This window comes from Streptomyces sp. NPDC032745 (assembly GCF_055579465.1).
Window position 1 is genome coordinate 47,386 of record NZ_JBVING010000021.1, and the last position, 26,026, is coordinate 73,411.

The 26,026-nt window shown below is 71.9% G+C and carries 22 protein-coding genes; 12 read left to right on the plus strand and 10 right to left on the minus strand.

From position 1 onward, the window contains the following. Positions 1-150: 150 nt before the first annotated feature. Genes ACZ5WG_RS37050 through ACZ5WG_RS37075 form a run of 6 tightly spaced genes read right to left on the minus strand, consistent with a single transcriptional unit; the run spans position 151 to position 7,369 of the window. Positions 151-1,002, minus strand: coding sequence for an ATP-binding cassette domain-containing protein (locus ACZ5WG_RS37050; protein WP_468729007.1), 852 nt, complete (start codon positions 1,000-1,002; stop codon positions 151-153). Next, entirely contained in the window at positions 999-2,060 is a 1,062-nt protein-coding gene (locus tag ACZ5WG_RS37055) for an ABC transporter ATP-binding protein (protein WP_468729008.1), read from the minus strand. Before ACZ5WG_RS37055 ends, ACZ5WG_RS37050 begins: the two co-directional genes overlap by 4 nt. Further along, positions 2,060-2,968 carry an ABC transporter permease gene (locus ACZ5WG_RS37060; RefSeq protein ID WP_468729010.1) on the minus strand — a complete coding sequence of 303 codons (909 nt, stop codon included), beginning with the start codon at positions 2,966-2,968 and terminating at the stop codon, positions 2,060-2,062. The genes ACZ5WG_RS37055 and ACZ5WG_RS37060 overlap by 1 nt, the downstream gene beginning before the upstream one ends. Next, the gene (locus tag ACZ5WG_RS37065; protein ID WP_468729011.1) at positions 2,965-3,939 is read right to left on the minus strand and encodes an ABC transporter permease; all 975 of its coding nucleotides are present in this window, start codon (positions 3,937-3,939) and stop codon (positions 2,965-2,967) included. The genes ACZ5WG_RS37060 and ACZ5WG_RS37065 overlap by 4 nt, the downstream gene beginning before the upstream one ends. Next, complete coding sequence (locus tag ACZ5WG_RS37070; protein ID WP_468729013.1) at positions 3,936-5,600, minus strand: ABC transporter substrate-binding protein; 1,665 nt, start codon at positions 5,598-5,600, stop codon at positions 3,936-3,938. The genes ACZ5WG_RS37065 and ACZ5WG_RS37070 overlap by 4 nt, the downstream gene beginning before the upstream one ends. Positions 5,601-5,650: 50 nt before the next feature. Beyond that, positions 5,651-7,369: an amidohydrolase gene (locus tag ACZ5WG_RS37075; RefSeq protein WP_468729014.1), complete on the minus strand. Its 1,719-nt coding sequence runs from the start codon at positions 7,367-7,369 to the stop codon at positions 5,651-5,653. Between the two features lie 128 nt (positions 7,370-7,497). Here ACZ5WG_RS37075 and ACZ5WG_RS37080 point away from each other — a divergent pair, with 128 nt between their 5' ends. The 3 genes from ACZ5WG_RS37080 (at position 7,498) to ACZ5WG_RS37090 (ending at position 11,374) form a co-directional block, all read left to right on the plus strand. Beyond that, positions 7,498-8,193, plus strand: coding sequence for a TetR/AcrR family transcriptional regulator (locus ACZ5WG_RS37080; RefSeq protein WP_468729015.1), 696 nt, complete (start codon positions 7,498-7,500; stop codon positions 8,191-8,193). 128 nt (positions 8,194-8,321) lie between these two features. Next, the gene (locus ACZ5WG_RS37085; protein ID WP_468729016.1) at positions 8,322-8,807 is read left to right on the plus strand and encodes a hypothetical protein; all 486 of its coding nucleotides are present in this window, start codon (positions 8,322-8,324) and stop codon (positions 8,805-8,807) included. 314 nt (positions 8,808-9,121) lie between these two features. Further along, on the plus strand, positions 9,122-11,374 hold the full coding sequence (locus tag ACZ5WG_RS37090; protein ID WP_468729018.1) for an NACHT domain-containing protein: 2,253 nt from the start codon (positions 9,122-9,124) through the stop codon (positions 11,372-11,374). 194 nt (positions 11,375-11,568) lie between these two features. Here the strand turns inward: ACZ5WG_RS37090 and ACZ5WG_RS37095 are convergent, their stop codons facing one another. Next, positions 11,569-12,135, minus strand: a complete 567-nt coding sequence (locus tag ACZ5WG_RS37095; RefSeq protein WP_468729019.1) for a TetR/AcrR family transcriptional regulator — start codon at positions 12,133-12,135, stop codon at positions 11,569-11,571. 69 nt (positions 12,136-12,204) lie between these two features. Between ACZ5WG_RS37095 and ACZ5WG_RS37100 the strand changes: the two genes are divergently transcribed. From ACZ5WG_RS37100 to ACZ5WG_RS37115, 4 genes are all read left to right on the plus strand, one after another. Further along, the gene (locus tag ACZ5WG_RS37100; protein ID WP_468729020.1) at positions 12,205-12,678 is read left to right on the plus strand and encodes an HXXEE domain-containing protein; all 474 of its coding nucleotides are present in this window, start codon (positions 12,205-12,207) and stop codon (positions 12,676-12,678) included. Positions 12,679-12,789: 111 nt separating this feature from the next. Then, positions 12,790-13,689: an NAD-dependent protein deacetylase gene (locus ACZ5WG_RS37105; RefSeq protein WP_468729022.1), complete on the plus strand. Its 900-nt coding sequence runs from the start codon at positions 12,790-12,792 to the stop codon at positions 13,687-13,689. 115 nt (positions 13,690-13,804) lie between these two features. Next, positions 13,805-13,978: a CsbD family protein gene (locus tag ACZ5WG_RS37110; protein ID WP_468729023.1), complete on the plus strand. Its 174-nt coding sequence runs from the start codon at positions 13,805-13,807 to the stop codon at positions 13,976-13,978. A gap of 207 nt (positions 13,979-14,185) precedes the next feature. Continuing rightward, on the plus strand, positions 14,186-15,013 hold the full coding sequence (locus tag ACZ5WG_RS37115; protein WP_468729025.1) for a ribonuclease BN: 828 nt from the start codon (positions 14,186-14,188) through the stop codon (positions 15,011-15,013). Between the two features lie 213 nt (positions 15,014-15,226). Here ACZ5WG_RS37115 and ACZ5WG_RS37120 read toward each other — a convergent pair whose 3' ends face one another. After that, entirely contained in the window at positions 15,227-17,650 is a 2,424-nt protein-coding gene (locus ACZ5WG_RS37120) for a SpoIIE family protein phosphatase (protein WP_468729027.1), read from the minus strand. Then, positions 17,647-21,672: a HAMP domain-containing protein gene (locus ACZ5WG_RS37125; RefSeq protein ID WP_468729029.1), complete on the minus strand. Its 4,026-nt coding sequence runs from the start codon at positions 21,670-21,672 to the stop codon at positions 17,647-17,649. Before ACZ5WG_RS37125 ends, ACZ5WG_RS37120 begins: the two co-directional genes overlap by 4 nt. A 323-nt stretch (positions 21,673-21,995) precedes the next feature. On the opposite strand from ACZ5WG_RS37125, the gene ACZ5WG_RS37130 reads away from it, so the two are divergent. Beyond that, entirely contained in the window at positions 21,996-22,367 is a 372-nt protein-coding gene (locus tag ACZ5WG_RS37130) for an ATP-binding protein (RefSeq protein WP_468729031.1), read from the plus strand. A gap of 27 nt (positions 22,368-22,394) precedes the next feature. Here ACZ5WG_RS37130 and ACZ5WG_RS37135 read toward each other — a convergent pair whose 3' ends face one another. Further along, positions 22,395-22,742 carry an STAS domain-containing protein gene (locus ACZ5WG_RS37135; RefSeq protein WP_468729033.1) on the minus strand — a complete coding sequence of 116 codons (348 nt, stop codon included), beginning with the start codon at positions 22,740-22,742 and terminating at the stop codon, positions 22,395-22,397. A gap of 222 nt (positions 22,743-22,964) precedes the next feature. Here ACZ5WG_RS37135 and ACZ5WG_RS37140 point away from each other — a divergent pair, with 222 nt between their 5' ends. The 4 genes from ACZ5WG_RS37140 (at position 22,965) to ACZ5WG_RS37155 (ending at position 25,901) form a co-directional block, all read left to right on the plus strand. Beyond that, the gene (locus ACZ5WG_RS37140) at positions 22,965-23,891 is read left to right on the plus strand and encodes a SigB/SigF/SigG family RNA polymerase sigma factor (protein ID WP_468729034.1); all 927 of its coding nucleotides are present in this window, start codon (positions 22,965-22,967) and stop codon (positions 23,889-23,891) included. A gap of 60 nt (positions 23,892-23,951) precedes the next feature. Further along, complete coding sequence (locus ACZ5WG_RS37145; protein ID WP_468729036.1) at positions 23,952-24,335, plus strand: STAS domain-containing protein; 384 nt, start codon at positions 23,952-23,954, stop codon at positions 24,333-24,335. Beyond that, a complete protein-coding gene (locus ACZ5WG_RS37150) occupies positions 24,332-25,297 on the plus strand; it encodes an anti-sigma factor RsbA family regulatory protein (protein ID WP_468729038.1) in 966 nt (321 codons plus the stop codon). Before ACZ5WG_RS37145 ends, ACZ5WG_RS37150 begins: the two co-directional genes overlap by 4 nt. A gap of 139 nt (positions 25,298-25,436) precedes the next feature. Further along, on the plus strand, positions 25,437-25,901 hold the full coding sequence (locus ACZ5WG_RS37155; protein ID WP_468729040.1) for an ATP-binding protein: 465 nt from the start codon (positions 25,437-25,439) through the stop codon (positions 25,899-25,901). The last annotated feature ends 125 nt before the right edge of the window (positions 25,902-26,026 follow it).

Sequence of the window (26,026 nt, forward strand, 5' to 3'; positions counted from 1 at the left end):
TCCGGCCGTCCCATATTCTGCGGACCGGACGTACAGATGCACTCTCAGTCATGATCGCCATGCTGACAGGGGACCCGGCCGTAGCGGCACCCTCACCTGGTCGATCAGTCAGGTCGACGTCGTCAACTCATCGGCTCCGGCGCGAAGTGGTCACGAAGTCGCGGTCACGAGGTCGAGCCCGCGTCGGCGGCGGCTGATGGAGTCGGGATCCCAGCCGGGGTGCGGGACGGACGCCAGCAGCAGCCGGGTGTAGGGGTGGCGGGGCGTGGTGAGGAGTTCCGCCACGGGCCGGTGCTCCATCGTCCGGCCCCGGTACATGACCAGCGCCTCGTCACAGACGTACCGGACGACCGCCAGGTCGTGGCTGACGAAGACCAGGCCGATGCCGGTCTCGCGGCGGATGTCCGCGAGCAGGTTGAGCACCTGTGCCTGGACCGAGACGTCGAGGGCGGACACGGCCTCGTCGAGCACCAGCACGGTCGGTTCGACGGCCAGTGCCCGGGCGATGGCCGCACGTTGGCGCTGCCCTCCCGACAGGCTGCGGGGCAGGGCCGCCGCCTCGCGGTCCCCGAGGCCGACCTGTGCCAGCAGTTCCCTGACCCGGGCGGCCCGCGCCGTACGGTCGTGGGATCCGTGCAGCCGCAGGACGCCGTCCAGGGTCGCGCCGATGCCGATGCGGGCGTCGAGCGACAGGTAGGGGTCCTGGAAGACGATCTGGACGGCCTTGGCCCGGGCCAGCCGGGCCGCCTTCCCCCGTGCGGCCTTCGCCAACGGCTCCCCCTGCACGAGGATCTCCCCCGCGTCGGGGGCCTCCAGGCCGACCAGCATCCGGGCGGTGGTGGTCTTGCCGGAACCCGACTCCCCGACGATGCCGAGCGCCCCGCCCGGCGGTACGGAGAACGACAGGCCGTCGACCGCGACGACCTCGGTCCCCCCGGTCCGGTACGTCTTGCGCAGGCCGCTCGCCCGGAGCAGCGCCGGGATCGGCTCGGTGGTGGTCAACGGTCCTCCTCGTCCGGGGCGCCGGTGCGGGCCGGAGCCGGGATCGTCGCGGTCGCCGCCGCCGTGTCGGGGTGTGTGCCGGAGAGCTGGCCGGTGAGTTCGTCCGCGCGGTGGCAGGCGACTTCGCCCGGGCCGTGCGGCCGCAGGGGCGGCGGCGACTGGTCGCAGCGGCCGGGCTCGGCGAAGCGGCAGCGCGGTGCGAAGGCGCAGCCGGGTGCGGACTCCATGAGGCCCATCGGGGCTCCGGGGATGGGGACGAGGCGACCGTCCGGTCCCGCCGGGCCGCTCAGGGGCGGGGACGAGCCGAGCAGGCCGGCGGTGTAGGGGTGCGCCGGGGTGGCGAACAGGTCGGCCACGGGGGCCGTTTCGACGATCCGCCCCGCGTACATCACGTAGATCCGGTCGCTGGAGGCGGCGGCGAGTTCGACGTCGTGGGTGATGAGGAGCATGCCGAGGCCCCGCTCGCGCTGGAGCCGCCCGAGGATGGCCATGGTCTCGGCCTGGGTGCTGACGTCGAGTGCGGTGGTGGGTTCGTCGCACAGCAGCAGCCGGGGCTCGGTGGTGAGGGCCGCGGCGATCACGACGCGCTGGAGCATGCCGCCGGAGAGCTCGTGCGGGTACTGGTCCAGGTGCCGGGCGGGATCGGGGAGGCCGACGGCGGTGAGCAGTTCGACGGCCCGGGCGTTCGCCCGGTCCTTCGGCCAACGCCGGCCGATCCGCAGCGATTCGGTCAGGAAGTCACCGACGCGGCGTACCGGGTTGATGGCCGCCCTGGGGTCCTGGAAGATCATCGCGGCCTTGGCGGTCCGTACCTCGTGCAGGCCGGCCGCGTCGGCGCCGACGAGGTCGATGCCGTCGACCCGGACCCGGCCGCGGGTCTCGCACCCCGGGGGGAACAGCCCGAGGGCGGCGCGGGCCGTGACCGACTTCCCGGAGCCGGATTCGCCGACCAGGGCGACGACCTCCCCGGCTTCGACGGTCAGGGTGATGCCGTCCAGGACCGGGCGGGCCGTCGTGGGCAGCGCGACGTGCAGGTCCTCGTACTCGAGTAGTGCCATCAGGAGTCCCTCCCGGCGAGCCGGTCGCCGAGGGTCTCCCCGACGACGTTGAAGGCGACGACCACCAGGACCACCGCGACGGCCGGCACGATCGCGGACAGCGGCTGTCCCTGGAGGACGGCGGTCTGCCCCTGATTGATCATGGCTCCCCAGTCGGGTGTCGGCGGCTGGACGCCCAGCCCCAGGAACGACAGGGCGGCGAGGTCGAGGAGGGCGTAGCCGAAGTTCACGGTCGACTGGGCGAGCAGGGTGGGGGCGATGTTGGGCAGCAGGGCGCGGACCGCGACGAACACCGCGGAATGCCCCTGCACCCGGTAGGCCGCGATGTAGGGCCGGGCCTTCTCCTGTACCGCCAGACCCCGTACGACGCGTGCGGTGTACGGCATGTACGCGATCGCCATCGCGATGACCGGCGCCGTCATGCCCTTGCCGAAGAGGGCCACCGCGAGGATCGCCAGCAGCAGCGCGGGGAAGGCGAAGAGGATGTCGAGGACGCGCCCGGCCAGGGTGTCGATCCACCCGCCGCGCCAGGCGGTGAACAGGCCGACGGCGATGCCCGCCGCGGTGGAGAAGAGCACCACGGCGAGGGGTCCGGCGAGGCTGGACCGGGTGCCGACGATCAGCGCCGAGAAGGTGTCGTGGCCGCCCTGGTCGGTCCCCAGCCAGTGCAGGGCGCTCGGCCCGAGGAGGGTGTCGCCGAGCGAGCCGAAGGTCGGGTCGTACGGCGCCAGCCAGGGGCCGAACAGGGAGAGCAGCAGGAACAGGGCAAGGAGCAGCATGCAGCTCGCGTGCAGCGGGCCGCCGCCGAGTCTGCGGATGCGGGTGAACGTCGCGCGGAGCATCCCGCCGGGGGGCGCGGCCGCGGCGCCGGCCGGGATGTCAGCGGAGGGTGAGGTCCGTAGGCTCATCGTGCACTCCCCCCGGCCGCGACCCGCGGATCGATCAGCGGATGCACCAGGTCCACCAGGGCGTTGACCACGACGAACGCGCCGACGACGAGCAGCACGATGGCCTGGACGACCTGGAAGTCCATCTGGTCCACCGACTGCACCAGCAGCGAACCGACCCCGGCCATGCCGAAGGCGGTCTCCACGATCGCCGTGCTCACCAGCATCCCCGAGACCAGGAGTGCGGAGACCGTCACGATCGGGCCCAGCGCGTTGCGCAGTACGTGCCGCCTGATCACCGTCCCCCGGGGCGTTCCCCGGCTGAGTGCGACCTCGACGTGCTCACGGCGCAGTTCGTCCAGCATCGCCGACCGGGTCACCCGGGTCACCAGCGCCATGAAGGTCACCGACAGGGCCGCTGCCGGGAGCACGACGTGGTGGAGCCGGTCGAGCAGGCCGGTGCCGTTGCCGATGGTCGGGAACCAGCCGAGCTGCACGCCCAGCACCGACCGCAACAGGAGGGCGGCGACGAAGGCGGGGGCGGCGGCGCCCACCGTCACGAGCAGCATCAGGGTCCGGTCGGTGCGCGTGCCCCGGCGCAGCGCTCCGACGATGCCGGCCCCGACCCCCACGACGACGATCATCAGGGCCGATACGCCGACCAGCAGCAGGGAGGCGGGCAGGCGCGACCAGATGACGGAGCCGACGTCCTGGTGGAAGAGGTAGGAGCGGCCGAAGTCGCCGTGCAGGACGCCGTCGAGCCACTTCCCGTACCGGACGAGGAACGGCTCGTCGAAGCCGTACTGGTGCCGGATCGCGGCGAGTTCCTGCGGGCTCGGGCTGCGTCCCTTGACCAGGAAGGCGGCCGGGTCCCCGGGGACGAGGAAGAGCGAGGAGAACACCAGGAAGGAGGTGACGAGCAAGGTCGCCGCCATGGCGGCCAGCCGGCGCAGCACCCGGCCGAGCCGGGCCAGTGCCGGTGCGGGCGTCATCGCTTCGCTCCGATCTCGGCGGCCCAGGGGTAGTAGAGGTAGGCGATCGAGGGCTGGACGCCGGTGATCCGCTTGCCCATGAAGACGCTTACGGGCTGCGTGTACAAGGGCAGCCACGGCAGCTCGCGCAGGGCCGTCCGCTGGGCCTCGGCGTTGGCCGCGGCGTGTTCGGCGGGATCGTGGGCCGCGACGGCCTTGTCGACGGCGGTGTCGAAGGCCGGGTCGGACCAGTTGCCGTAGTTGCTGAAGGAGCCCGTCTGGAGCGAGCCGTACACGTCCAGCGGGTCGGTGATCGAGGTGTACCAGAAGGTGAGGAACAGGTCGATGCCCTCGCGTGCGGCCGGATCGGTGAAGAGGGTCGTGTACTTCTCGGCGGAGAGGGAATCGATCTGCGGCTTGAGGCCGATGGCCGTGGCGGCCTGGGCGACGGCCTGGGTGATGATCGTCGTCTGGGAGTCCAGCGGGCTGGTCGCGATCACGATCTTCTGGCCGTTCACCCCGGCCTCGGCGGCGAGTGCCTTGGCCTTCGCCGGGTCGTACGGGTACGCCGGTACGTCCTTGAGGATGCCCTCGCGTGCGGCGGCGGGTGCGTCGTTCCACAGGTTGTCGGTGGTCAGCGAGTTGGCGACCTCTCCGACTCCGCCCGCTCCGGCCTTGACGATGCCCTTGCGGTCGATGGCCATCAGCAGCGCCTGGCGGACCCGGGCGTCACCGAGGGGGCCCTTGAGGTTGCTCACCACCTCGTCGACGACCGTGGTGCTCCGGCCGAAGTAGAGCGTTCCGGCCTCGGTGGCACCCAGCTGCTTGTAGGCGTTCGGCGGGACCATCCAGCCGCCGTCGACCTCGCCGCTGCGGAAGGCGTTGACGCGGGTGGTGGGGTCGGCCAGGAAGACGAACTTCGCCCGGCCGGACTTGGCCTTGAGGTCGGCGTTCCAGTAGCCGTCGAACCGCTTGAGGCTGAGGGACTGGCCGGAGGTCCAGGACTCGAAGGAGAACGGGCCGGTGCAGTTCACGCCGGTCTGCGGGTTGCCGTAGTCCTTGCCGGCCTTGGCCAGGGTGGCGGCGGACTCCACGGTGCCGGGGCCCGCGGCGAGGTACTTGTTGAAGGTGGAGTCCGGCTTCGCCAGGGTGACGGTGACCTCCAGCGGGCCGGTGCGCTCGACCGCCTGAACGTTGCGGAAGGGGTAGGCCCATACGCTGGCGGTCGCGGGGTCGAGGTTGCGGCGCAGGGAGGCGACGACGTCGTCCGCGGTGAGCTCCGTGCCGTCGTGGAAGCGCACGCCCGGGCGGATCTGGTACACCCAGGTGGTGGGCGTGGGATTGCTGTACGAGGCCGCGAGGTTCGGCGAGGTGGTCAGGTCGGGGTTCCAGCGCAGCAGGCTCTCGCAGACGTTGGCGAGGATCTGGTTGGGCGGGAAGTCGAAGGAGTGCGCGTAGTCGATGGTGGCCGGCTCGGCGTAGACGGACCAGGTGAAGGAGTCCAGGTCGCCCGAGGCGGCGGGCGTCCTGTCCGTGAGCCGGTATCCGCCGTTGGTGTCGTCGGGCCGCTGCGCGGGGCCGCCGCACGCGCTCGTGACGAGCACGGCGGCAGTGGCGAGGGCGGCCGCCGCGGTGTGGCGAAGCCGTCGGGGCCGGTGCGAGCTCGGTCGGGCTGAGGGCATCTGCTGCCTCCGAGAGGGGTGGGCGGGGGGGGAGGGGGAGGTCCGTCGGTTCAGAGCGAGGCGGCGTAGACGAGTTCGCCGTCGAGGTAGGTCCGCAGCACCCGGGTCTCGGCGATCTCCTCGCTGGGGTGCGCGAAGGGATCCCGGTCGAGGACGACGAGGTCGGCGTACTTGCCCACCTCGACGGTGCCGGTGACCTCGTCCAGGTGGTTCGCCCAGGCGCTGCCGGCGGTGTAGGCGGTCAGGGCCTGGGACAGGGTCAGGGCCTGCTCGGGGAAGAAGGGAGGGCAGGGCTCGCGGGTCCCGGTCGCGTTCGGCGCCTCGTCGGGCACGGCGCGGTTGACGGCGACGTGAATGCCCCAGAGCGGGTTGGGGCTGCTGACCGACCAGTCGCTGCCCGCGACGAGCCGGGCGCCGGCGCGCTGGAGATCCCCGAACGGGTATTGGAGGGCCGCTCGTTCCGGCCCCAGGAAGGGGATGGTCAGCTCGTCCATCTGCGGTTCGTGCGCGGCCCACAGCGCCTGGATGTTCGCGGCCGCTCCGAGTCGCGCGAAACGCCCGATGTCATCGGGGTGGACGACCTGGAGGTGGGCGAGGTGGTGCCGGTTGTCGTTGGCGCCGTTGACGGAGCGCGCTGCGTCCAGCGCGTCGAGGACCTCCCGTACGGCGCGGTCTCCGAGCGCGTGGAAGTGGAGCTGGAAGCCCGAGCGGTCGAGGCGGGCGACCGCTTCGGTGAGCAGCTCCGGTTCGATGAAACTGAGCCCGGAGTTCCCGGTGGCGCAGCCGCAGCCGTCGAGGTAGGGCTCCAGCATTCCGGCGGTGAAGTTCTCGGCGATGCCGTCCTGCATGATCTTCACGGAGGTGGCGTTGAAGCGGCCCACCCGGCCGGTGCGACGCCGCTCCTCCAGCTCGGGAATCTGCTCCAGTCCGCGCTCGCGGTCCCACCACAGCGCGCCGACGACCCGGGCCCGCAGGGAACCTTCGCTCGCGGCACGCAGGTAGACGCCGAAATTGTCGGGGTTGCCGGGGAAGGCGCCGATCATGGCGTCCTGCCAGCTGGTCACACCGAGGCTGAACAGGTGCTCCTGCGCGGCCAGCAGGCCGGCGAGCGCCTCGTCCGGCGTCGCGATGGGCACGTGCCGGGCGACCAGATCCACGGCCCCCTCCTGGAGCGTGCCCGCCGGGGTGCCGTCCGGCTCCCGCTCGATCCGGCCGTCGGCCGGATCCGGGGTGCCACGGTCCACGCCCGCGAGCCGGAGCGCGTGGGTGTTGACCCAGGCTCCGTGACCGTCCCGGTTGGTGAGCATGACCGGCCGGTCCGGGACCACCGCGTCGAGCATGCCGCGGGTGGGCGTGCCGCCGGGGAAGAGGTCCATCGACCATCCGCCGCCGCGGATCCACGCCGCATCCGGATGCTCCTTGGCGTACGCGGCCACGACGGCCAGATAGCCCTCGATGGTGCGCTCCTCGGACAGGTCGCAGCCGAGCATCAGGACGCCGGCCACCGCGGGGTGGACGTGGGCGTCCTGGAAGCCGGGGACGAGCAGTCCGCCCGCCAGGTCCACGACCTCGGTGGACTCGTCGGCGAGCGAGCGGACGGCGGCCTCGTCGGCGACGGCGATGATCCGGCCGCCTGCGACGGCGACGGCGGCGTCGACGGGTCCGGCGGCGGCCCCGGTCCGCGTGCCGGTGCCGGTGCCGGTGAAGACCCGTCCTCCCACGAAAACGGTGTCGGCCCGCTGCACGATCGGCTCCTTGCTGACGGCCATCGACGCACCCCTCCCCATCGGCGGGCGGACCCGCTCGGCTTGTTGTTGAGGAGGAGTGAACGGGAGCGCAACATTGTTGTCAACGGTGTTGCGCTCGCTCCGTTCCACATCGTTACACTGGCCGCACCATGCCGAAGCCATCCGACACATCCGCCCGGACCAAGCGCGCGGGCAGCCAGCTCACGCCCGACGCCATCATCGAGGCGAGCCTGCGCATCGCGGCTCGCGGCAGCGCGGACGCCTTCACCGTCCGACGCCTCGGCGAGGAGCTCGGCGCCGACCCCACAGCGATCTACCGGCACTTCCGCGACAAGGACGAGCTGCTGCTCTCCGTCGCCGACCGCACGCTCGGCGAGGTGGTCGACAGCATCCCCGAGGGCCTCGACTGGAAGGGGCGGCTGCGGGCGCTCGCCGACGCCTCCCTGGAGGTCGCGCTGCGCTATCCGGTGGTCGGCTCGACCATGGCCAGCCGCACCACCCGCCGGCCCAACGAGTTCCGCGTCGTCGAGCTCATCATCGGAGCCGTCAGGGAGGCCGGGCTCGACGGCGCCGAGGCGGCCGTCCACTACCGCATGGTGGGTGACTCGCTGCTCGCCTACGTGGGCCAGCGCGCCGCCTACCTGCTGTTCGACCCGGACATCCGGGAGGCCGACGAGTCTTCGTGGAGCCGGGAGTACCGGCTGGTCGACGCCGAGGGGTTCCCGAACATCACCCGACTGAGCACGGAGCTGGCCGAGGTGACGGACGAACAGATCTTCGCGGCCAGGGTCGAGGCGCTGATCACCGCCATCGAGAAACGGGCCGAAACGCTCCGCGGCGCGTAGGCGCATGCCAGCAGGCCCCTCGGGCCCTTCGTCCGGTCTTCCTCGAAGACGCTGTGGGCCACCGGATGCGGGGTTACGGTCAAGGGCGACGATACGGGGCGTACGAATCGACGGGGAAGGACCGGGGGATGCTGGAGGAGGCATTGACGGCTCTGGCTGCCGCGGGCGGAACCGCGGTGGTCCAGGCCGCGGGGACCACCGCTTGGCAGGAGTTCCAGCAGGCGGTGGCCCGGTGGTTCGGCCGGGGCGACGAAGAGCGCGAACGCACGGTACTGGAGCGCCTGGACCACGACGCGGCCGCGCTGGCCGCCGTCGGCGAGGCCGGGGACGTCTGCGAGGTCGAGCGCGTCCGGATCGCCCAGCAGGCCGCCTGGCAGACACGCTTCGAGGCCGTGCTGGAGAACCTGCACGGCGACGAGCGCGAGCACGCCGCTCAGTTCCTGCGCACCTTGCTCGCTACGCACTCCAGCGCCGATCGGATCTCGGCCGCAGACGATGGGCAGGCCGTCGGCGGGAACGTGGAGATCCGGGCCGACCACGGGTCCGCCGCCGCGCTGCGCATGCGGGACGTGGTGCTGCACAACCCTCCGCAGCCGGGCCCGCAGCAGGGCTGAGCGGCCCCGGCGTCAGTCAGGCTCCCCAAGTCATCACCGCCGCCACCGCCATCACCGCCTCCCTCGGCGGGCTCGCGGTCGGCCATGCGGATCAGGTCGTCGCCTACTACGCGGCGCCGTCCGCGCCGTGGGACCCCGCCCGGGGCGCCTCTGCGCAGCTGCGCTCCTACCTGGAGGCGGCCCGGCTCGCCGCCGACCACCACCCGTATCCGGGCCTGGCCGACGACGGCCCCTTGCCGCCGCTCGCGTGGGTCTACGTACGCCAGCAGGCAGCTGACCGGCAGACCGGGGCCACCGCCGAAGAAACCACTCTGATGCCCGCCGAGACCGTGTTCGCGGGCGAGGAGAACGAAGGCGACGAGGGAGGCATACGCGTGCTCCTCGCCGGGGCGGGCGGCGGCAAGTCGACGTTGCTGCGCCGCCACCTCGCCGACGCGGCCGCCCGCTGGCTGCGCGCCGAGGGCGACACCACGGATGGCCGGCCCGATCCGCCCGGCCGGCAGGCGGCCGTCCCCGTCATGATCCGGGCCACCGCCCTGGCCGGCGCGCCCCTGTTGGCGCAGGCCCTCGCCACCGCCGTGACCGAGGCCCTCGGCCCGTTCGGGCTGCGCGCGGCGCTTCCGGAGGACTTCTTCCGCACGCGCCCGCGCCCCGCTGCGCCCTGGCTGGTGCTGGTCGACGGCCTCGACGAGGTCCCCGACCACGCCGCGCGCGCCGCCCTTCTGGACAAGCTGGCCCGGGAGGCCCGGCGGCGGCCTTCGGTGTACCGGTTCCTCGTGGCAACCCGCCCGCTCCCGTACGGGGAGCTCGCCCGCCTGGGCCCCGGCACTGCCCGCTTCGAACTCCAGCCGTTCACCCCGGCCAACGTCCTCACGTACGCGCGGGCTTGCTTCGCGGGCCTGCCCGACCCCGACCGCCACGTCAAGGCGTTCAAGGCGTTCAAGGCCGAGCTCAGACGCTCCCGCCTCGACGGCCTGGCCCGCACACCGCTCATGGCTTCCATGCTGTGCCAGCTCTACGCGGCCGACCCGGCCCGGCCGCTGCCCGAAGGCCGTACCGGGGCCTACCAGTCCTTCGTCGAGCTGCTGTACGAACAGAACACCCACAAAGCCGTCGCACACACCCACGACGCCGCGATCCGCTTCCTGAAGGATCGTCACCAGATCGCCCCCGACATCACGGCCGCCGAGCAGGCCGCACAGGCGGTACGCGACCACCTGCGCGAGCTGATCGACCTCCTCGCCCACGAGCGGATCAGCGGCAACACCGCCCCGGCGGTCGGGATACTTGCCGCGCACCTGCCCGAGCAGCGACCGCCGAAGGTGAAGGAGGCCCGCTGGCACGCCTTTCTCGGCGACCTACTGCGGCCCACCGGCCTGCTCGCCCAGCGCGCGGGCGACTTCGACTTCCTCCACCAGAGCCTCCTGGAGTACCACGCGGCCCGGCACGCCACCCGCGACGAGCAGGCGCGCCTCCAGGTGCTCGACGACCTCTTCCCTGACCGGCACGCTCCCACCCGGCTCTGGAAGCCACCGGAACACCTGGAACCGTCCTATCTCGGCTTCCTCTTGGACGGGCTCCTGATCCCCCGGGACCACGTCGCCGAAGCCACCGCCCGGGCCCTGGAGGACGTCGCCGGAGTCGGAGACGCCGCCTTGGGGTTCCTGACGACACAGGTGGGCCTGCGGACCTGCCTGCCCGCCCGGTCCACCGCCCGCAAACTGACTCGCTTCGCCGAGAACCGGCTGTCCGACGGCAGCGCGCGGGCCGCAGCAGCCCTGACCCAGATGGATGGCCATGTGGAGGCCGGCGTTGCCCTGCTCGTACGCATCGCCGCCGGCAGTCATCCGACGCTGCTGCTGTCGGCCGCCTGGCACCTCGCCAGGGTCGACGGGCACGAGGCGGAGGGTGTCGCACTCCTCACCGCCTTCACCACCGACCCGTCCCTGCTCCCGATCACCCGCGTGAAGGCCGCCGGTGAGCTGTCCCACGTGGAAGGGCATGAGGCGGAGGGCCTGCGCCTCCTCGCCGCCTTCGCCGCGGACCCGCGCCAGCAGGATGCCGCCAGGCTGCACGCCGCCCAGGACCTGGCGCGACGGGAGGGGCACCAGCAGGACGGCATCCGGTTCCTCGCCGCCCTCACCGTCGACGCCCGCGTGAACGGCCATGTGCGCACGGAGGCCGCCCGATTCCTGGCCCAGCTCGGCGACGCCCGGGCCGCCGGCCTGCTCCTGCGGCTCTCGGGCGACACCACCGTGTTCGGGCCCGACCGCGTGAGGGCCGCCGTGGCCCTGTCCCATCTCGACGGATACCGGCAGCAGGGGGCCGACCTCCTCGCCGGTCACACCGTCGACCCCACTCTGCACGGCAGCGACCGCCTCTCGGCCGCCGTCGGCCTCGCCGAACTCGGCGATTCCCGCGGCGCGGACCTCCTCGCCAGCCACGCGGCGGCTCCCACCGCGAGCCCGGGAGCCCGTGCTTGGCTGTCCCGCCTCCTGGCCGGCCTCGGCGAGCCCCCCGCGGAAGGCAGCCCCCGTGCACCGGGAGCCGCCGGCCGGGAATCCTGACCCACCGCCGGCCAACACGGTCTGGGCCGGTGTCGTGGACCGCGGTCGGACGCAATGCCGGGCGGCAGCTCCTCGCCGCCGGCGCAGCCCGTCTCCTCGGCGGGCGCTGATGACCGAACCGGCAGCCGTCCACGCCCGTCTTCGCGATGGCGCTTCTCCGCCGGTCCGAGCGTCGCCATGACGGCTCGAGAACGTCAGGCGCGCGGTTCCTCACGCTGGTGGAGGACCGCATCCACGACCTCGGCCGCGAAGCGGTCCGGCAGCGGTTGGCGGCGCAGCAGCACGCGGACCCAGACGGCTCCGGCGACGAGGTCGACCAGCAATTGGGGGTCGGTCGCGGGCAGCTCACCCCGTGCGCGAGCGCGTTCGAAGACGGGCTGCTCACGGGCAAAGCGTTCAGCGAAGAGCTCCCGGGTGAGTTCGGCCAGTTCCGGCTGACCCGATGCGCCGGCCAGGGCGCGCACGACCGGTTCGGCATGCGGTCCGGTGAGCAACCCGATGACCTGCTCAACGAGCGCAACGAGGTCTCCGCGCAGGCTTCCGGTGTCCGGGACGTCGATGTCGAGGGCCCTGGCCTGCAGCACGGTGGCGCGCACCAGGGCCGGCTTCGAGGGCCACCAGCGGTAGATGGTCGTCTTGTTCACGCCTGCCGCCCGGGCGACGGCCTCGATGGTGAGGCCGTCATACCCGCGCTCTGCCAGGAGTTGGAGGGTGGCGTCGAAGATGGCGGCGGCGGCGCGGGGACCTCTGGTGTCGCTCATGGGAGCATCGTATGCTACGAATGCAACGCAACGTTGCGTTGCATTCTGCGAACGGGAGAGGTTGGACCGATGCCTGCCAAGACCGCCGTCCCTGCCACCGTGACATGGGGTCTGCTGGCCGCCTGGGTGCTGAACGACGTCGAGGAACTCGCCACGATGGCCCGCTTCTCCCGAGTGCCACAGCGCCGGGTGAACATCGCGATCGGACTCATGGGCTGCGTCGTGGCAGCGGCCTCGGCCGAGGGTGCCCGCACCGGTGGCCGCAGCCGCTTCTTCCGCACGGCCGTGACGGGTTTCGGTCTGCACGGAGTCACCCACCTGGCATCGGCCGCCGCCTTGGGCCGCTACACGCCGGGGGTGGCGACGGCCCCGACGGTGGTGATTCCGTACGCCCTGTGGGCGGCCCACCGCATGCGGTCGGCAGGCGTGCCGCTGACGAACGGCGATGCGCGCGAGGCGGTGCTGCGCGGCCTGGGCCTCGCCGCAGTGACGACCGCAACGGTGCACGCGGTGGCCTGGCTTTCGACGCGACGCTCTACCTGACGGTGGCCATGGCGGTGGCGGTGGCGGTGGCGGTGGCGAAGGACCGTGATCATTCCTGCGGGAGCAGTCCGCCGGGGACCGGCGCGCACAGTCGTTCCGTACGCTGGCGGCATGCGCATGCGCCCCACTCTGAGCTGGACCCCGACCGAGGGCCTACGTCCTGGCACGGCCGATCCCGAGCCGGTCGCCGATGCACTGAGGACCGGCGGCGTGCTGGTGCTCAGCGGGGCGGGCATATCCACGGAGTCGGGCATCCCCGACTACCGGGGTGAGGGTGGGAGCCTGAGTCGGCACACCCCGATGACGTACCAGGAATTCACCGCCGGTGCTCAGGCCCGGCGCCGTTACTGGGCGCGCAGTCACCTGGGCTGGCGCACGTTCGGTCGCGCCCGGCCCAACGCCGGGCACCGGGCTGTGGCGGCGTTCGGGCGGCACGGTCTGCTCTCGGGTGTGATCACCCAGAACGTCGACGGCCTGCATCAGGCCGCCGGCAGCGAGGGGGTGGTGGAACTCCACGGAGGCCTGGACCGGGTCGTCTGCCTTTCCTGCGGCACCTTCAGCTCCCGCCGTGAACTCGCCCTGCGGCTCGAGGAGGCCAATGCGGGCTTCGAGCCGGTGACCGCCGGACTGAACCCGGACGGTGACGCCGACCTCACCGACGAACAGATCGGGGACTTCTCCGTGGTGCCCTGCTCGGAGTGTGACGGCATCCTCAAGCCGGACGTGGTGTTCTTCGGCGAAGCCGTTCCGCCGGGGCGGGTCGAGCGCTGCCGCGAACTGGTCGGTGAGGCGACCTCGCTGCTGGTCCTGGGGTCCTCACTGACAGTGATGTCCGGGCTCCGGTTCGTCCGCCAGGCAGCCCAGGCCGGGAAGCCCGTGTTGATCGTCAACCGGGACCCGACCCGCGGCGACCAGCACGCCGTCACCCGCGTGATGCTCCCCCTGGGAAGGACCCTCACCACCTTGGCCGACCGCCTGGACATCCCCGTCGACGGCCAGGCGGCCGGCTGAGCCGGGCAGGAACCGAAGTCTCCGCACGACCTGGGCGTCCAGCTCGTTTGGCAGCCGGAATCGCGGTCAGAAGCAGCACGTACGGTTTGTCCCCCTCCTTCAGGAGTGATCAGCTGTGTCGAAGAACCAGAAGAGCCGGGCCAAGGCCGAGCAGGCCAAGGGCAAGCTCAAGGAGACGGCCGGCCGTGCGGTGGGCAACGAACGCCTGACCGCCGAAGGCCGCGCCGAGAAGGCCAAGGGCGACGCCCGCCAGGCCAAGGAGAAGATCAAGGACGTCTTCAAGGGCTGACCCGCCAACGGCGTCGTCGTGGTCCCAGCCCCACAGCGGGCGCGGGGCCACGGCGCGCGGCGCGCGAACGACGGCCATTCGCCATGGTCTGCCACGGGTTGATCTCGAGCGTCACGGTGCGTATGCAGGACGGAAAGCAGCCGGGGCGATCAAGTCCTACCGTGGGAAAAGCAGCAGCTGGAGCGGCCATGCTCGTCACGACACGCTATGCCCGAAACTGAGCGGCCCGGACGGATGTCGCCCTTCGGGCGGATAGGCAGCGCGATCCGCCGTGCCCGGGCCGGGCGCCGCTGGGGGCGCGTGCGGGAAGTGGCCCTGTGGCAACGCGCACTGGGGTTCGCCGCGCTCGGGTTCCTGACGCTGGTACCGCTGCTGATCGTGGTGTCCGCGGCGGATGCCGCCAGCGGGCGGGGGTTCGCCCAATGGCTCGGGGACGGGCTCGGCGTGTCCGCGACAGCCCGAGTGGAGATCGAGCGGCTCTTCGCCCTGCCCGGCCAGGCGTGGCGGACCACAACGGCGTTCGGCCTGGCCCTGCTCGCCGTGTTCGGCCTGTCGTTCGGCACGGTGCTGCAGAGCGGCTACGAAAGGATCTGGGACCTGCCCCCGGCCCGCTGGTGGGCCAGGTGGCGGCACGTGCTGTGGCTCGCCGTACTCATCGGCTTCCTCTACCTGTCGGCGTTCTCCCCGCCGTGGCGCGACTCCCCGGCCCGCGGCTACGTGACGTTCGGGATCGGCACGCTGTTCTTCTGGTGGTCACAGCGGCTGCTGCTCGCCGGCCGGATCCCGTGGACCGCGCTGTTCCCCGGGGCGGCGGCCACCATGATCGGGCTGCTCGGGCTGCGGATTTTCTCCCGGCTCGTCTTCTCGCCGCTGATCGCCTCCAGCGCCGTCACGTACGGGCCCTTCGGAACCGTCCTCGTCATCCAGTCCTGGCTCGTCGCCATCGGCGTCGTCGTGTTCGGCGGCGCGCTCACCGGCCGATTGCTCCACGAGGAGCTGCTGCGCCGCGCCAACGCCTCTCACGGCGGCGGCTGAGGCGCCCCGGCCGGCCGGGGCCGCCCAGCAGGCAGGCGGCGCAGCACGCACGCCAGGGATCCGGCAGAGCGGCAACGGCTGAGGGCAAGGCCTTGCGCGGCCGGGACGGGCCCTGGGCCCCGGGCGGGCCGGACTCGGCGATCGGGCGATCGCCATGGCCCGGCGTCCTGGTCAGCGGCTCGCCGGCGGACGTCGCCGATCCCCGGTGGGGTGTCAGCCGACCTGGATGCCGATCAGGCACGTGTCGTCGTCCGTGTCGGACCGGCTCTCGGCGAGGAGGCGGTCCAGCTGCCCGTCCAGATCCCCGGCTCCGGCGCCCGCCGCGTTCACGAGTTGGCGGAGCGAGTCCTGCACCGAGGAGTCCCGCCGTTCCACCAGCCCGTCCGTGAACATCAGCAGGGTGTCATCCGGTTCGAGCTGCACCTCCCGCTCCACGTACGTGACATCGGGCAGGGCTCCGAGGAGCAGGCCCTCGATCAGGGGGAAGGCGTCGGCCTCGCCCCCGCGGACGAGTACGGGCGGCAGGTGACCCGCGCGCGCCCAGCGCATCACCCTGGTGTTCGGGTCGAAGAGGCCGCAGACAGCGGTGGCCGTCACGTGCTTGGCCAGGTGATGGGTGACCGTGTTCAGCCAGGACAGCAGCTGGGCGGGGCCCGCACCCGTCACGGCGAGGCCCCGCAGGGCGTTGCGCAGCACGACCATGCCGGTGGCCGCCTCGATGCCGTGACCGGCGACGTCGCCCACGGACAGCATGATCAGCCCGGAGGGCAGCACCACGGTGTCGTACCAGTCACCGCCGACGAGCGACTCGGTCTCCGCCGGCCGGTAGCGGACGGCGACCCGCAGACCCGGGGCCTCGATGGCCGGCGGGGTGGGGGGCATGATGGCGTGCTGGAGCTGGAGGGCCAGCCGGTTGCGTTCGGCGGACTCGGCCTCGGTGTGGGCGAGCTGGTCCCTGGTCGCGGCCAGCGCGACCTCGGTCCAGTGCTGGGCGGAGATGTCCTGGTAGGCGCCGCGCACGGCGTACAGCTGCTGGTCCGCGTCGAGGACGGGCTCGGCAACGACCCGGATGTGGCGGGTGATTCCGTCGGGCCGCTGAAGGCGGAGATCGACCGAGGCGGGACGGCGGTGGCGGAGCACCGCCCGCAGGAAACGGCCGAGGGCGGCGGAGTCGTCCGGATGGGCGTAGCCGGGCAGTTCCTGCAGCCGTACCGGGGGCGCCGTGGCCGGGAGTCCGTGCAGCGCGTAGAGCTGCGCGTTCCACGTGGTCTCTCCCGTGGCGAGGTTCTCCTCGAAACCGCCGATCCGGCCCAGGCGCTGGGCGTGCTGGAGGAGGTTGGCCAGCCGGGCCGTCTCGTCCTCGATCCGCCAGATCAGCAGGACGGCGGCGCCGTGACGGCTGACACTGATGTCCGCGACCGAGGTGAGCGGGATCTGGTCGACGAGCGCGGTCAGGCTCATGCGTTCGGCCCTGAAGGGCTCGCCCGTCGCGTGCACGCGCTCGATGACGTCGAACAGCCCGCTCTCGCCGGCGGCCGTCGGATAGGCCTCCAGCAGCAGCGCACCGTTGACGTCACCGCGCGGCCGTCCGACCGGGTCGACGAACCGGCTGCCGGCGTACCGGATCCGGAAGTCGCTGAGCCGGCCCTCGGTATCGAGGACCGGGGTGAGGACCACGGCGGGATCCTGCAGTCCCTCGGCGAGGTCGATGAGCTCCGCGACGTCCGGGAGCACCGCCTCGGTGGTCGTGAGGTCGCGCGGCGGCGCGACGTCCATGGTGCGGGCGCACAGCTCGGCGAGGGCCTCGACTTGGCGCTCGATCTGCGGCGGCTGTTCCGCCAGGGGCTGCGGCCAGCAGATTTCGAGGACGCCGAGGATCCGTCCGCCCGTCCCCGTGGGTACGGCCATCCGTCCGCCGTCGGACCACTGGAGGTGGCCGATCGAGGGCAGCCCTTCGCGTTTGAGGCCGGCGAGGGTGACCAGTCGGCGCTCCCGCAGGGCCAGGCGGGCGACGGTGGAGACCCCCGGGGGTACGTGGCGCCAGCGGGCGGCCTCCCCCGGGCGGAATCCGGCGTGGCCGGCGAGGGCCAGCGAGCCGTCGGGCACCGCGGTCCACACGGCGACGGCGACCGCTCCCAGCGGGCCCAGGGCGTTCGTCAGGAGGGACTCGGCCACTGCCTGGGTATCGGCGGCGGCGGCCAGCATGCCGCTCTCGGCGGTGCGCAGCCGGACCGACACCGCGGAGTGCTGCTCGGCGGGGTCGCCGGCCGCACCGGCGCGCTCGACGAACTCGGCGGCGATCTCGCTGACGTGGTCACGGGACGCCTGGTTGACGATGTCGGCGGCGAGTTCGAGGGGGGACATCCCGCTGTCGCGGCACAGCACGTCGAGCTGCCGTGCAGCCGCGGCCGGGGTGCAGTGCAGTTGCCCGATCAGAATGCCCTTGGCCAGTTCGACCAAGGCCCGGCCGTCGGCGGCCGCCTGCGCCTCCAGCACCTCCCGGCGCAGCCGTTCGACCGTGGCGACGAGGCGCCCCAACGGGGTCGGGGCCTGGTGCGGGATGGCGCGTGCGGCCGGGTCACCGACCGGCGTTCGCTGCCGGCGGGCATCCTCGTGCCGCTGCGTGTCCCCGGTCATCGCGTGAGCCAATGCCGGACGCGGGCGATGAGGTCGTCGGCATCCACCGGCTTGGTCACGTAGTCGCTGGCTCCCGCGGCGAGGCTCTTCTCCCGGTCTCCGGGCATCGCCTTGGCGGTGACCGCGATGATGGGCAGGCCCTGGTACGCCGGCATCCGCCGGATCTCGGCGGTGGCGGCGTAGCCGTCGAGTTCGGGCATCATCACGTCCATCAGGATGAGGTCGACACCCGTGTTGTGGGTGAGGGCGTCGATGCCCTTGCGGCCGTCCTCGGCGTGGAGCACGTGCATGCCGTGCAGTTCCAGGATCCCGCTGAGGGCGAAGAGGTTGCGCGCGTCGTCGTCGACGACCAGGACGGTGCGTCCGGCCAGGTCGCCGTCGAGCCCGCGGGCGGCCAGCTGCCGCTCCGTGCCGCCGTGCACGGGGGGCAGCACGTCCCCCGGCTGCTCTGCGGACAGGTGGAGCGCGATACGTTCCCGCAGCTCGTCCAGACTGGACAGCAATTCCACGTGGCCTGATGCGGACCGTTCCCTCAAGGCCTCCTCCTGACCTGTTCTGACCCGGGGGTTGTTGTGGGCGAGGACGGGGAGCGAGGCGAGCGCCGGGTCCCCGTCGAGCGCGTCGAGGAAGTGCAGCGCTTCTCCGTCGGGCATGTCCAGTTCCAGGACGACGCAGTGGAAGGGGTCGGATGCCAGGGCGGCGGCGGCCTCGCGCGAGCTCGTCGCATTGACCACCTGGATCCCGCCGCTCTCCCCCGTCACCTGATGGCGGGGGGCGAAGTCCCGGGCGGCGCTCTCGGCGACGAGGGAGAGCAGGCCGTTCGGCCGTTCCTCGATCACCAGCAGGCGGCGGGCGCGCCGCTGCGCCGGGAGCACGGGCGTGCCCGGACGGCCCGGACCGGCCGCCCCGGACGTGCCGCCGGGCGGGAACGGGACAGGAGCGTCTGTACGGGGGGCGTCCTCGTAGTCCGCGCGGCTGACCGGCAGGTAGAGGGTGAAGGTACTGCCCTGGCCGGGTGTGCTTTCCGCGACCACGGCACCGCCGAGGAGCTGGGCGATCTCGCGGCTGATGGAAAGGCCGAGGCCGGTCCCGCCGTACTTGCGGCTGGTGGTGCCGTCGGCCTGCTGGAAGGCCCCGAAGACGGACTCCAACTGCTGCTCGGGGATGCCGATGCCCGTGTCGCGCACCCGGAAGGCCAGCATGGGCCCGCGTCGGGGAAGCCCGGCGGGGATCTCGGGGGCCGTCGCCGGTTCGATACGGAGCTCGACGCCGCCGCGCTCGGTGAACTTGACGGCGTTGGACAGCAGGTTGCGCAGGATCTGGCGCAGCCGCGAGTCGTCGGTGAGCAGGTCGTCGGGTGCGTCGGGGGCGGTGGTGACCGTGAAGTCGAGGCTCTTTTGCGTGGTCATCGGCCGGAAGGTGGCATCGACGTATTCGAGCAGCTGGGGCAGGTCCACCCGCTCGGGATTGATGTCCATCTTTCCGGCCTCGACCTTCGACAGGTCGAGGATGTCATTGATCAGCTGGAGCAGGTCCGAGCCGGCCGAGTGGATGATGCCCGCGTACTCGACCTGCTTGGGGGTGAGGTTGCGGGCGGGGTTCTGGGCGAGCAACTGGGCGAGGATGAGAAGGCTGTTGAGCGGGGTGCGCAGCTCGTGGCTCATGTTGGCCAGGAACTCGGACTTGTAGGTGGAAGCCAGTGACAACTGTTGTGCACGGGTCTCCAGTTCCTGCCGGGCCTGCTCGATCTCCAGGTTCTTGGCTTCGATGTCGCTGTTCTGGCTGGCGAGGAGGGCCGCCTTCTCCTCCAGCTCCGCGTTGGAGCGCTGGAGTTCCTCCTGCTGGACCTGGAGTTCCGCCGAACGCGCCTGGAGTTCGCCGGTCAGCCGCTGGGACTCGCCGAGGAGCTCGTCGGTCCTGGCGTTGGCGACGATCGTGTTGACGTTGGCGCCGATGGTCTCCATCAACTGGGCGAGGAAGTCGCGGTGTACGGGGGTGAAGGCGCTGAAGGAGGCGAGTTCGATCACCCCCAGGACCTGGTCGTCCACCACGATCGGCAGGATGATCAGGCTGCCCGGGGTGGTGTGACCCAGCCCGGAGGAGATCACGTAGCCGCCGGGGACCTGGTCGGTGGCGATGATCCGATGGCTGCGGGCCGCCTGCCCGACGAGGGACTCGCCGAGGGTGAACCGGGTGCCCACCTCGGCATCCGCGGGACGGCCGTAGGAACCGACGAGGGTGAGCACGGCGGCGCCGGGGCGGTCCTCGGCGAGGTAGAAGGCGCCGTACTGGGCGGCGACGAGCGGCGTCAGTTCGTCCATGACGAGTTCGGCGACGGCGGCGAGATCCCGGTGGCCCTGCATCAGGCCCGAGATGCGGGCCAGGTTGGACTTGAGCCAGTCCTGCTCCTGGTTGGCCCGGGTGCTCTCCCGCAGCGAACCGACCATGGAGTTGATGTTGTCCTTGAGTTCGGCGACCTCGCCCGAGGCATCGACCGTGATCGAGCGGGTCAGGTCGCCCTCGGCGACCGCGCTGGCGACCTCGGCGATGGCCCGGACCTGGCGGGTCAGGTTGCCGGCCAGCTCGTTGACGTTCTCCGTCAGGCGCTTCCAGGTGCCGGAGACGCCCTCGACCTCGGCCTGACCGCCGAGCCGGCCCTCGCTGCCGACCTCGCGGGCGACCCGGGTGACCTCGGCGGCGAACGCGGAGAGCTGGTCGACCATCGTGTTGATCGTGGTCTTCAGCTCCAGGATCTCCCCGCGGGCGTCCACGTCGATCTTCTTGGACAGATCGCCGTTGGCGACGGCCGTCGTGACGAGGGCGATGTTGCGGACCTGGCCCGTGAGGTTGTTCGCCATGGAGTTGACGTTGTCGGTGAGGTCCTTCCAGGTGCCCGCAACATGAGGCACCTGTGCCTGGCCGCCGAGCCGGCCTTCGGTGCCGACCTCACGGGCCACCCGCGTCACCTCGTCGGCGAACGCGGACAGCGTGTCGACCATCGTGTTGATGACGCCGGCCAGCGCGGCGACCTCGCCCTTCGCCTCCACCATGATCTTCTGCGAGAGGTCACCGCGGGCGACGGCGGTGGCCACCTGGGCGATGGAACGCACCTGCCCGGTCAGGTTGGAGGCCATGACGTTGACGTTGTCGGTGAGGTCCTTCCAGGTGCCGGAGACCCCCCGTACGGTGGCCTGGCCGCCCAGGTTGCCCTCGGTCCCCACCTCGCGGGCCACCCGTGTGACCTCGTCGGCGAACGCGGAGAGCTGGTCGACCATCGTGTTGATGGTCTCCTTCAGCTCGAGGATCTCCCCGCGCGCGTCCACCCGGATCTTCTGCGTCAGATCGCCCTGGGCCACGGCGGTGGTGACCTCGGCGATCGAGCGCACCTGGGCGGTCAGGTTGTCGGCCATGACGTTGACCGATTCCGTCAGGTCCTTCCACGTACCGGAGACACCCTTGACGTCCGCCTGACCGCCGAGCCTGCCCTCGGTGCCGACCTCACGGGCCACCCGTGTGACCTCCCCGGCGAACCCTGAGAGCTGGTCGACCATCGTGTTGATGGTCTCCTTCAGCTCCAGGATCTCCCCCCGTGCGGTGACGGTGATCTTCTGCGAGAGGTCGCCCTTGGCCACGGCGGTCGCGACCTGCGCGATGGAACGCACCTGGGCCGTGAGGTTTCCGGCCATGAAATTGACCGAATCCGTGAGGTCCAGCCAGGCTCCCCCGACTCCCGGTACGTCGGCCTGGCCGCCCAGTGTCCCCTCGGTGCCCACCTCACGGGCCACCCGCGTCACCTCGGAGGTGAACAGCGACAGCTGGTCGGCCATCCCGTTGAAGACGGTGGCGATCTCCCCGAGCAACCCGTCGGCCGTATCCGGCAGCCGGGTACGGAAATCCCCGTCCCGCACGGCTGTCAGTCCGGCCAGCAGCAGGCGCAGCTCCGATTCGCCGATCCCGCCCTCGCCCTCGCCCTGAAGCGCCGGCGACCCGCTCAGTGACTCCGTGACCGTCCGCTCAGCCATCCGCCAACCTCACTCTAGGAAACGACCGTGCCGGCGCTCGGGACGGGAACACGGCACGAGAGCGCACCGGGCCCCCCGGCCCGGCCGGCGGTTCCGCTTTCGCCGCACAGCCGACCGATGAAGGCTAACGCCGCCGACGGGACCACAAGGCACGGCGATCACTCTGAAGCATCGCTTCCGCACAGTGGTGCGCAAGCCGCGGGGTGTTTGCGAAAGCGGCGGGTAGACGCGTCGGTGACGAGCAACACATCGGACGAAGCGGGGTGAGGGCATTGGCCGTCAAGGCAGTGGGCTGGGCACGCTCGTTTCCCGTTTCGAGGGGGGTGCGGGCAGCACGGCAGTGGACCGCCGTGCACCTGGCGTCGCTGCCGTGGAACAACTGGGCTGCGGACACGGTGCATTCCGTGCTCCTCAGCGTCTCCGAGCTCGTCACGAACGCCCACCTGCACGCGGCCGGCACCGCGCACCTCGTGCTGACGTGGGACGGGACGTGCCTCCATGTGAGCGTCGCCGACTCCGACCCCCACCTGCCCAGCGCGCGGGAGGCCGACGCCGATGCCGGCGCCACGTCCGGTCGGGGGCTGGGCATCGTCACTGCACTGGCCGACTCCTGGAACATCCACTCGTGCCACGGCGGCAAGGCGATCACGGCGTGCTTCCGCCCCCGGGGCGGACCCGGCCCCCACACCGGCTGACCGACCGCCCGGGCCGAGGCGCGCCGGTCATGACCCGGTGAGGGCGTCCTCGACGCTCGGGTACAGGGAGAGGACGGTATCGGCGCCCGTCAGGGCGAAGAGGCGGCGCAACTGCTCGCAGGGGGCGGCGATCCGCAGGGTGGTGAGATGGTGCAGCCGCAGCAGCAGGTTCAGGAACGACGAGTCGCCGAAGGTGACGGAGCCCGCGTCCAGCACCACCAGCCGGTTCTGATCCGCTGCAGAGACGAGCGCCTCCTCGAGCGGGGCCAGCGTGTCCTGGTCGAGTTCCCCTTGCGCGGCCACCACCCATGCGGCCCCGGCCGGGTAGCTCTCCCCGACCACGCCTTCGTGGTACGCGTCCCGTGCTCCGGTCATGTCCGCCTCCCCGTATCGTCACTTGTACGGCCTCTGCAAGGGAGTATGCCTGCTCACAGACCGGACGAGGGACGCCGAGACCGCGGCACACACACCGGTGGCCGGGACCGCCTCACCGGCTGCGGGGCGGACACGAAGGATGCGGCGAGATCCGTGTAAGACCGCGAAGTCCGGGCAGGAGCGCCCAGGCAGCCGTCAGTCAACCGGGAGGGAACGGCCACCATGTCTCGCTCGGCCACCGCCGTAAGCCCCATGCCTGCAACAGACGCGCAGATCGCGCCCGCTCCTACCGGCACCGTGGGAGCCCCGACGCAGGACGTGGACCTGTTCCAGGTGGAGAACGCCCGTGAAATGGCGCCCGCCGACGCACGCGAACTTTCGAAAGTCTTCTTCGGGAGGCTTCGCTCCCTGGAAGAGGGCACGCGCGAGTACCAGTACGCCCGCAACACCCTGATCGAGATGAACCTCTCCCTCGTGCAGTTCGCCGCGCGGCGTTTCCGCGCCCGCGCGCTGGGCGGCAGTCTGGACATGGACGACATCATCCAGGTGGGGACCATCGGCCTCATCAAGGCCATCGACCGCTACGACCCGGAGCGCGGCGTCGAGTTCTCCACCCTCGCCCTCCCCTACATCACCGGTGAGATCAAGCGGTACTTCCGCGACACCACCTGGGCCGTGCACGTCCCCCGCCGCCTCCAGGAACTGCGTACGGAGCTCGCCAAGGCCCAGGAGGCCCTGACCGACGTCCTCGGCCGGGCCCCGACGGTCAAGGAGGTCGCCCAGCACCTCGAACTCACCGAGGAACAGGTCATCGACGGGCTGGTCGCCGCGAACGGCTACACGAGCGGCTCCCTGGACACCACCGGCGCCGACGGCGACGAGCCGTCGACGACGGGCCGGACGACTCGGCCGCTGGCGGACCAGCTCGGTGACGTCGACCCCGCCATGGAACTCTTCGAGGAGTTCCACACCCTCGCGCCCCTGCTGGAGCAGCTGGACGACCGCGACCGGCTGATCCTGCAGATGCGCTTCGGCCAGGAGAAGACCCAGGCGGAGATCGGCGCCGAACTCGGCATCACACAGATGCAGGTCTCGCGTCTGCTGTCCCGGACCCTGACCCGGCTGCGCGCCGGAATGCTCTCGGCGTAGGCGGCCGGCATGCCCTCCCCCGGCCGACACCACCGGTCCCTCCCGCCCGACGGTACCCACGTGCTCTACGACGACGTGGTGTGGGCGGACGCGGTCGTGCGGTGTGCGGCCGCAGGGACGAGCGGGGGTACGGCGCCGACGCTGACCGCCCGGCCGTTGCACGACCGTCCCGGCGCCCTCCTGAGCGGCAGCTGCGACCTCGACACACGGCCGATCCTCTGCGCGGCGCTCGGCGTCGTCACGCGGATCCCCGGCCCGGTCGTCCATCTCGATCTCTCCGCCGTGGCCTTCCTCGACACGGCAGCGGTCGCCGCCCTGTTGCAGGCCGCCGCCACCGTGACCGGGCAGGGGCGCCGCCTCCTGCTCCACCACCCGCCGTACTCGCTCCGCAAGGTAGTGGAATTGTTCCCGGACGAATGTGCCGCGCTGGAGGTCGCAGCATGATCAACCTTCCTGCGCCCGCCGCCCCCGGGGCCTTCGTCCACCCCGCCCTCTTCTACCAGGGGCAGGAGGAGTACCTGGCAGGGGTGGGAGGGTTCGTCCGTGCCGCCCTCGCGGCCGACGAGCCGGTGCTCGTGGCCGTACCCGGCCCGCAACTGGACGCTCTGCGCGAGAGCCTCGGCGCGGGCACGGCCGAGGTCACCTGGACGGACATGACGCAGTTGGGCCGCAACCCCGGCCGCATCCTGGCCGCCTTGCAGGATTTCGCCGACCGGCACGCGGGCCGGCCGGCCCGGATCGTGGGCGAACCGATCTGGCCCGGCCGCTCGGAGGCCGAGGTGCTCGAGGCCACCCGCCACGAGGCCCTGATCAACACCGCCTTCGCGGGGCGCCGGGCCACCATCCTGTGCCCGTACGACGTCCTGGGCCTGCCGGCCTCGGTGGTGTCCGACGCCCGGCGTACGCATCCCACAGTGATCGAGAAGGGCAAGGACCTGCTCAGCCCGGACTACGCCGACGCCCCCTCGGTCTGCGCCGACTGCGATCACCCCCTGCCCGAACCCGACGGCGGTGCGCCCTGGCTCGAGTACGCCCACGGGGAGCTGGGCACGGTGCGCGACCACGCCGAGGCCTGGGCCCGCGGCACGGCCCTGAGCGCGGCGCGGCGCGGCGATCTGATCCTCGCGATCAGCGAGGCCGCCGCCAACTCCCTCTCCCACGGGGGCGGGAGGGGTGCGCTCCGGCTGTGGAGCACCGGTGCCGGGATCGTGGCCGACATCCGCGACAGCGGCCACCTGACCGACCCGCTGGCGGGGCGCCGCCGGCCCTCCCTGGCATCGGCCAACGGCGGCCGCGGCCTGTGGATGATCCATCAGCTGTGCGACCTGGTCGAGATCCGCGCCTCGGACAGCGGCCTCACCCTGAGACTGCACATGGCATCCTCCGGAGGCCGGGAGCTCCCCTAGACTTTCACCGGCACGCTCGTGGTCCCGGGTACCGGGAGGCGTACGGAAGGTTCAGGACACCGACCGTGAAGAGGCCGGCGGGGCCGCAACGGTGCCCGCGGACAGTGACCAGCATCAAAGGCGGGGGTGAGAGTCCACAGTGGAAACCATCGGACCGGAAACCGGCGATCCGCTGCGTACCGGGCTCTCCGTTGCGGGGCAGCGCCGTCGGCTCACCCTGTCCGGCGTCCGCGGCCATGTCGCCAAGGGCCGCGATTTCACGCGCCAGGTCTTGCAGGACTGGGGCTGGGACGGGACCGCGACCGCCGAGGACGCCCTGCTCCTCGTGTCCGAACTGCTGACCAACGCGTCCCTGCACGCAGGTGGTTGCATCGAACTCGCGCTCACGGCCGGTGAGGTCCTGCGGATCGAGGTCTTCGACGGTACGACGACGCTCCCCCGCCGCCACCCGTCCCCGCAACGGAGCCTCCCGGGCGGCCACGGCCTGTACATAGTGGAACGCCTCTCCGATCGGTGGGGCACCGTCACCCACGAGAACGGCAAGGCCGTCTGGGCGGAGATCGAGGCGTCCCGGCTGACCTCGGGCAGGTCCACGGGCCGGTGACCCGGCAGGTCCGTCCTGTACCTCAACGCGGTCGTACGGGCCGGGCACCCGGCGCCTGCGTCCCCGTACGGGGGCGTGACTCGGCAGACGCGGGCAGGCGCGCGGGATGACCACGGTTGCTGGCT

Excerpts from the sequence above, each read along its gene's own strand:
- ACZ5WG_RS37055 (WP_468729008.1), bottom strand. The coding sequence starts at position 2,060 with ATGGCACTACTCGAGTACGAGGACCTGCACGTCGCGCTGCCCACGACG.
- ACZ5WG_RS37060 (WP_468729010.1), bottom strand. The coding sequence starts at position 2,968 with ATGAGCCTACGGACCTCACCCTCCGCTGACATCCCGGCCGGCGCCGCG.
- ACZ5WG_RS37065 (WP_468729011.1), bottom strand. The coding sequence starts at position 3,939 with ATGACGCCCGCACCGGCACTGGCCCGGCTCGGCCGGGTGCTGCGCCGG.
- ACZ5WG_RS37070 (WP_468729013.1), bottom strand. The coding sequence starts at position 5,600 with ATGCCCTCAGCCCGACCGAGCTCGCACCGGCCCCGACGGCTTCGCCAC.
- ACZ5WG_RS37075 (WP_468729014.1), bottom strand. The coding sequence starts at position 7,369 with ATGGCCGTCAGCAAGGAGCCGATCGTGCAGCGGGCCGACACCGTTTTC.
- ACZ5WG_RS37080 (WP_468729015.1), top strand. The coding sequence starts at position 7,498 with ATGCCGAAGCCATCCGACACATCCGCCCGGACCAAGCGCGCGGGCAGC.
- ACZ5WG_RS37085 (WP_468729016.1), top strand. The coding sequence starts at position 8,322 with ATGCTGGAGGAGGCATTGACGGCTCTGGCTGCCGCGGGCGGAACCGCG.
- ACZ5WG_RS37090 (WP_468729018.1), top strand. The coding sequence starts at position 9,122 with ATGCCCGCCGAGACCGTGTTCGCGGGCGAGGAGAACGAAGGCGACGAG.
- ACZ5WG_RS37095 (WP_468729019.1), bottom strand. The coding sequence starts at position 12,135 with ATGAGCGACACCAGAGGTCCCCGCGCCGCCGCCGCCATCTTCGACGCC.
- ACZ5WG_RS37100 (WP_468729020.1), top strand. The coding sequence starts at position 12,205 with ATGCCTGCCAAGACCGCCGTCCCTGCCACCGTGACATGGGGTCTGCTG.
- ACZ5WG_RS37105 (WP_468729022.1), top strand. The coding sequence starts at position 12,790 with ATGCGCATGCGCCCCACTCTGAGCTGGACCCCGACCGAGGGCCTACGT.
- ACZ5WG_RS37115 (WP_468729025.1), top strand. The coding sequence starts at position 14,186 with ATGCCCGAAACTGAGCGGCCCGGACGGATGTCGCCCTTCGGGCGGATA.
- ACZ5WG_RS37120 (WP_468729027.1), bottom strand. The coding sequence starts at position 17,650 with ATGACCGGGGACACGCAGCGGCACGAGGATGCCCGCCGGCAGCGAACG.
- ACZ5WG_RS37125 (WP_468729029.1), bottom strand. The coding sequence starts at position 21,672 with ATGGCTGAGCGGACGGTCACGGAGTCACTGAGCGGGTCGCCGGCGCTT.
- ACZ5WG_RS37135 (WP_468729033.1), bottom strand. The coding sequence starts at position 22,742 with ATGACCGGAGCACGGGACGCGTACCACGAAGGCGTGGTCGGGGAGAGC.
- ACZ5WG_RS37140 (WP_468729034.1), top strand. The coding sequence starts at position 22,965 with ATGTCTCGCTCGGCCACCGCCGTAAGCCCCATGCCTGCAACAGACGCG.
- ACZ5WG_RS37150 (WP_468729038.1), top strand. The coding sequence starts at position 24,332 with ATGATCAACCTTCCTGCGCCCGCCGCCCCCGGGGCCTTCGTCCACCCC.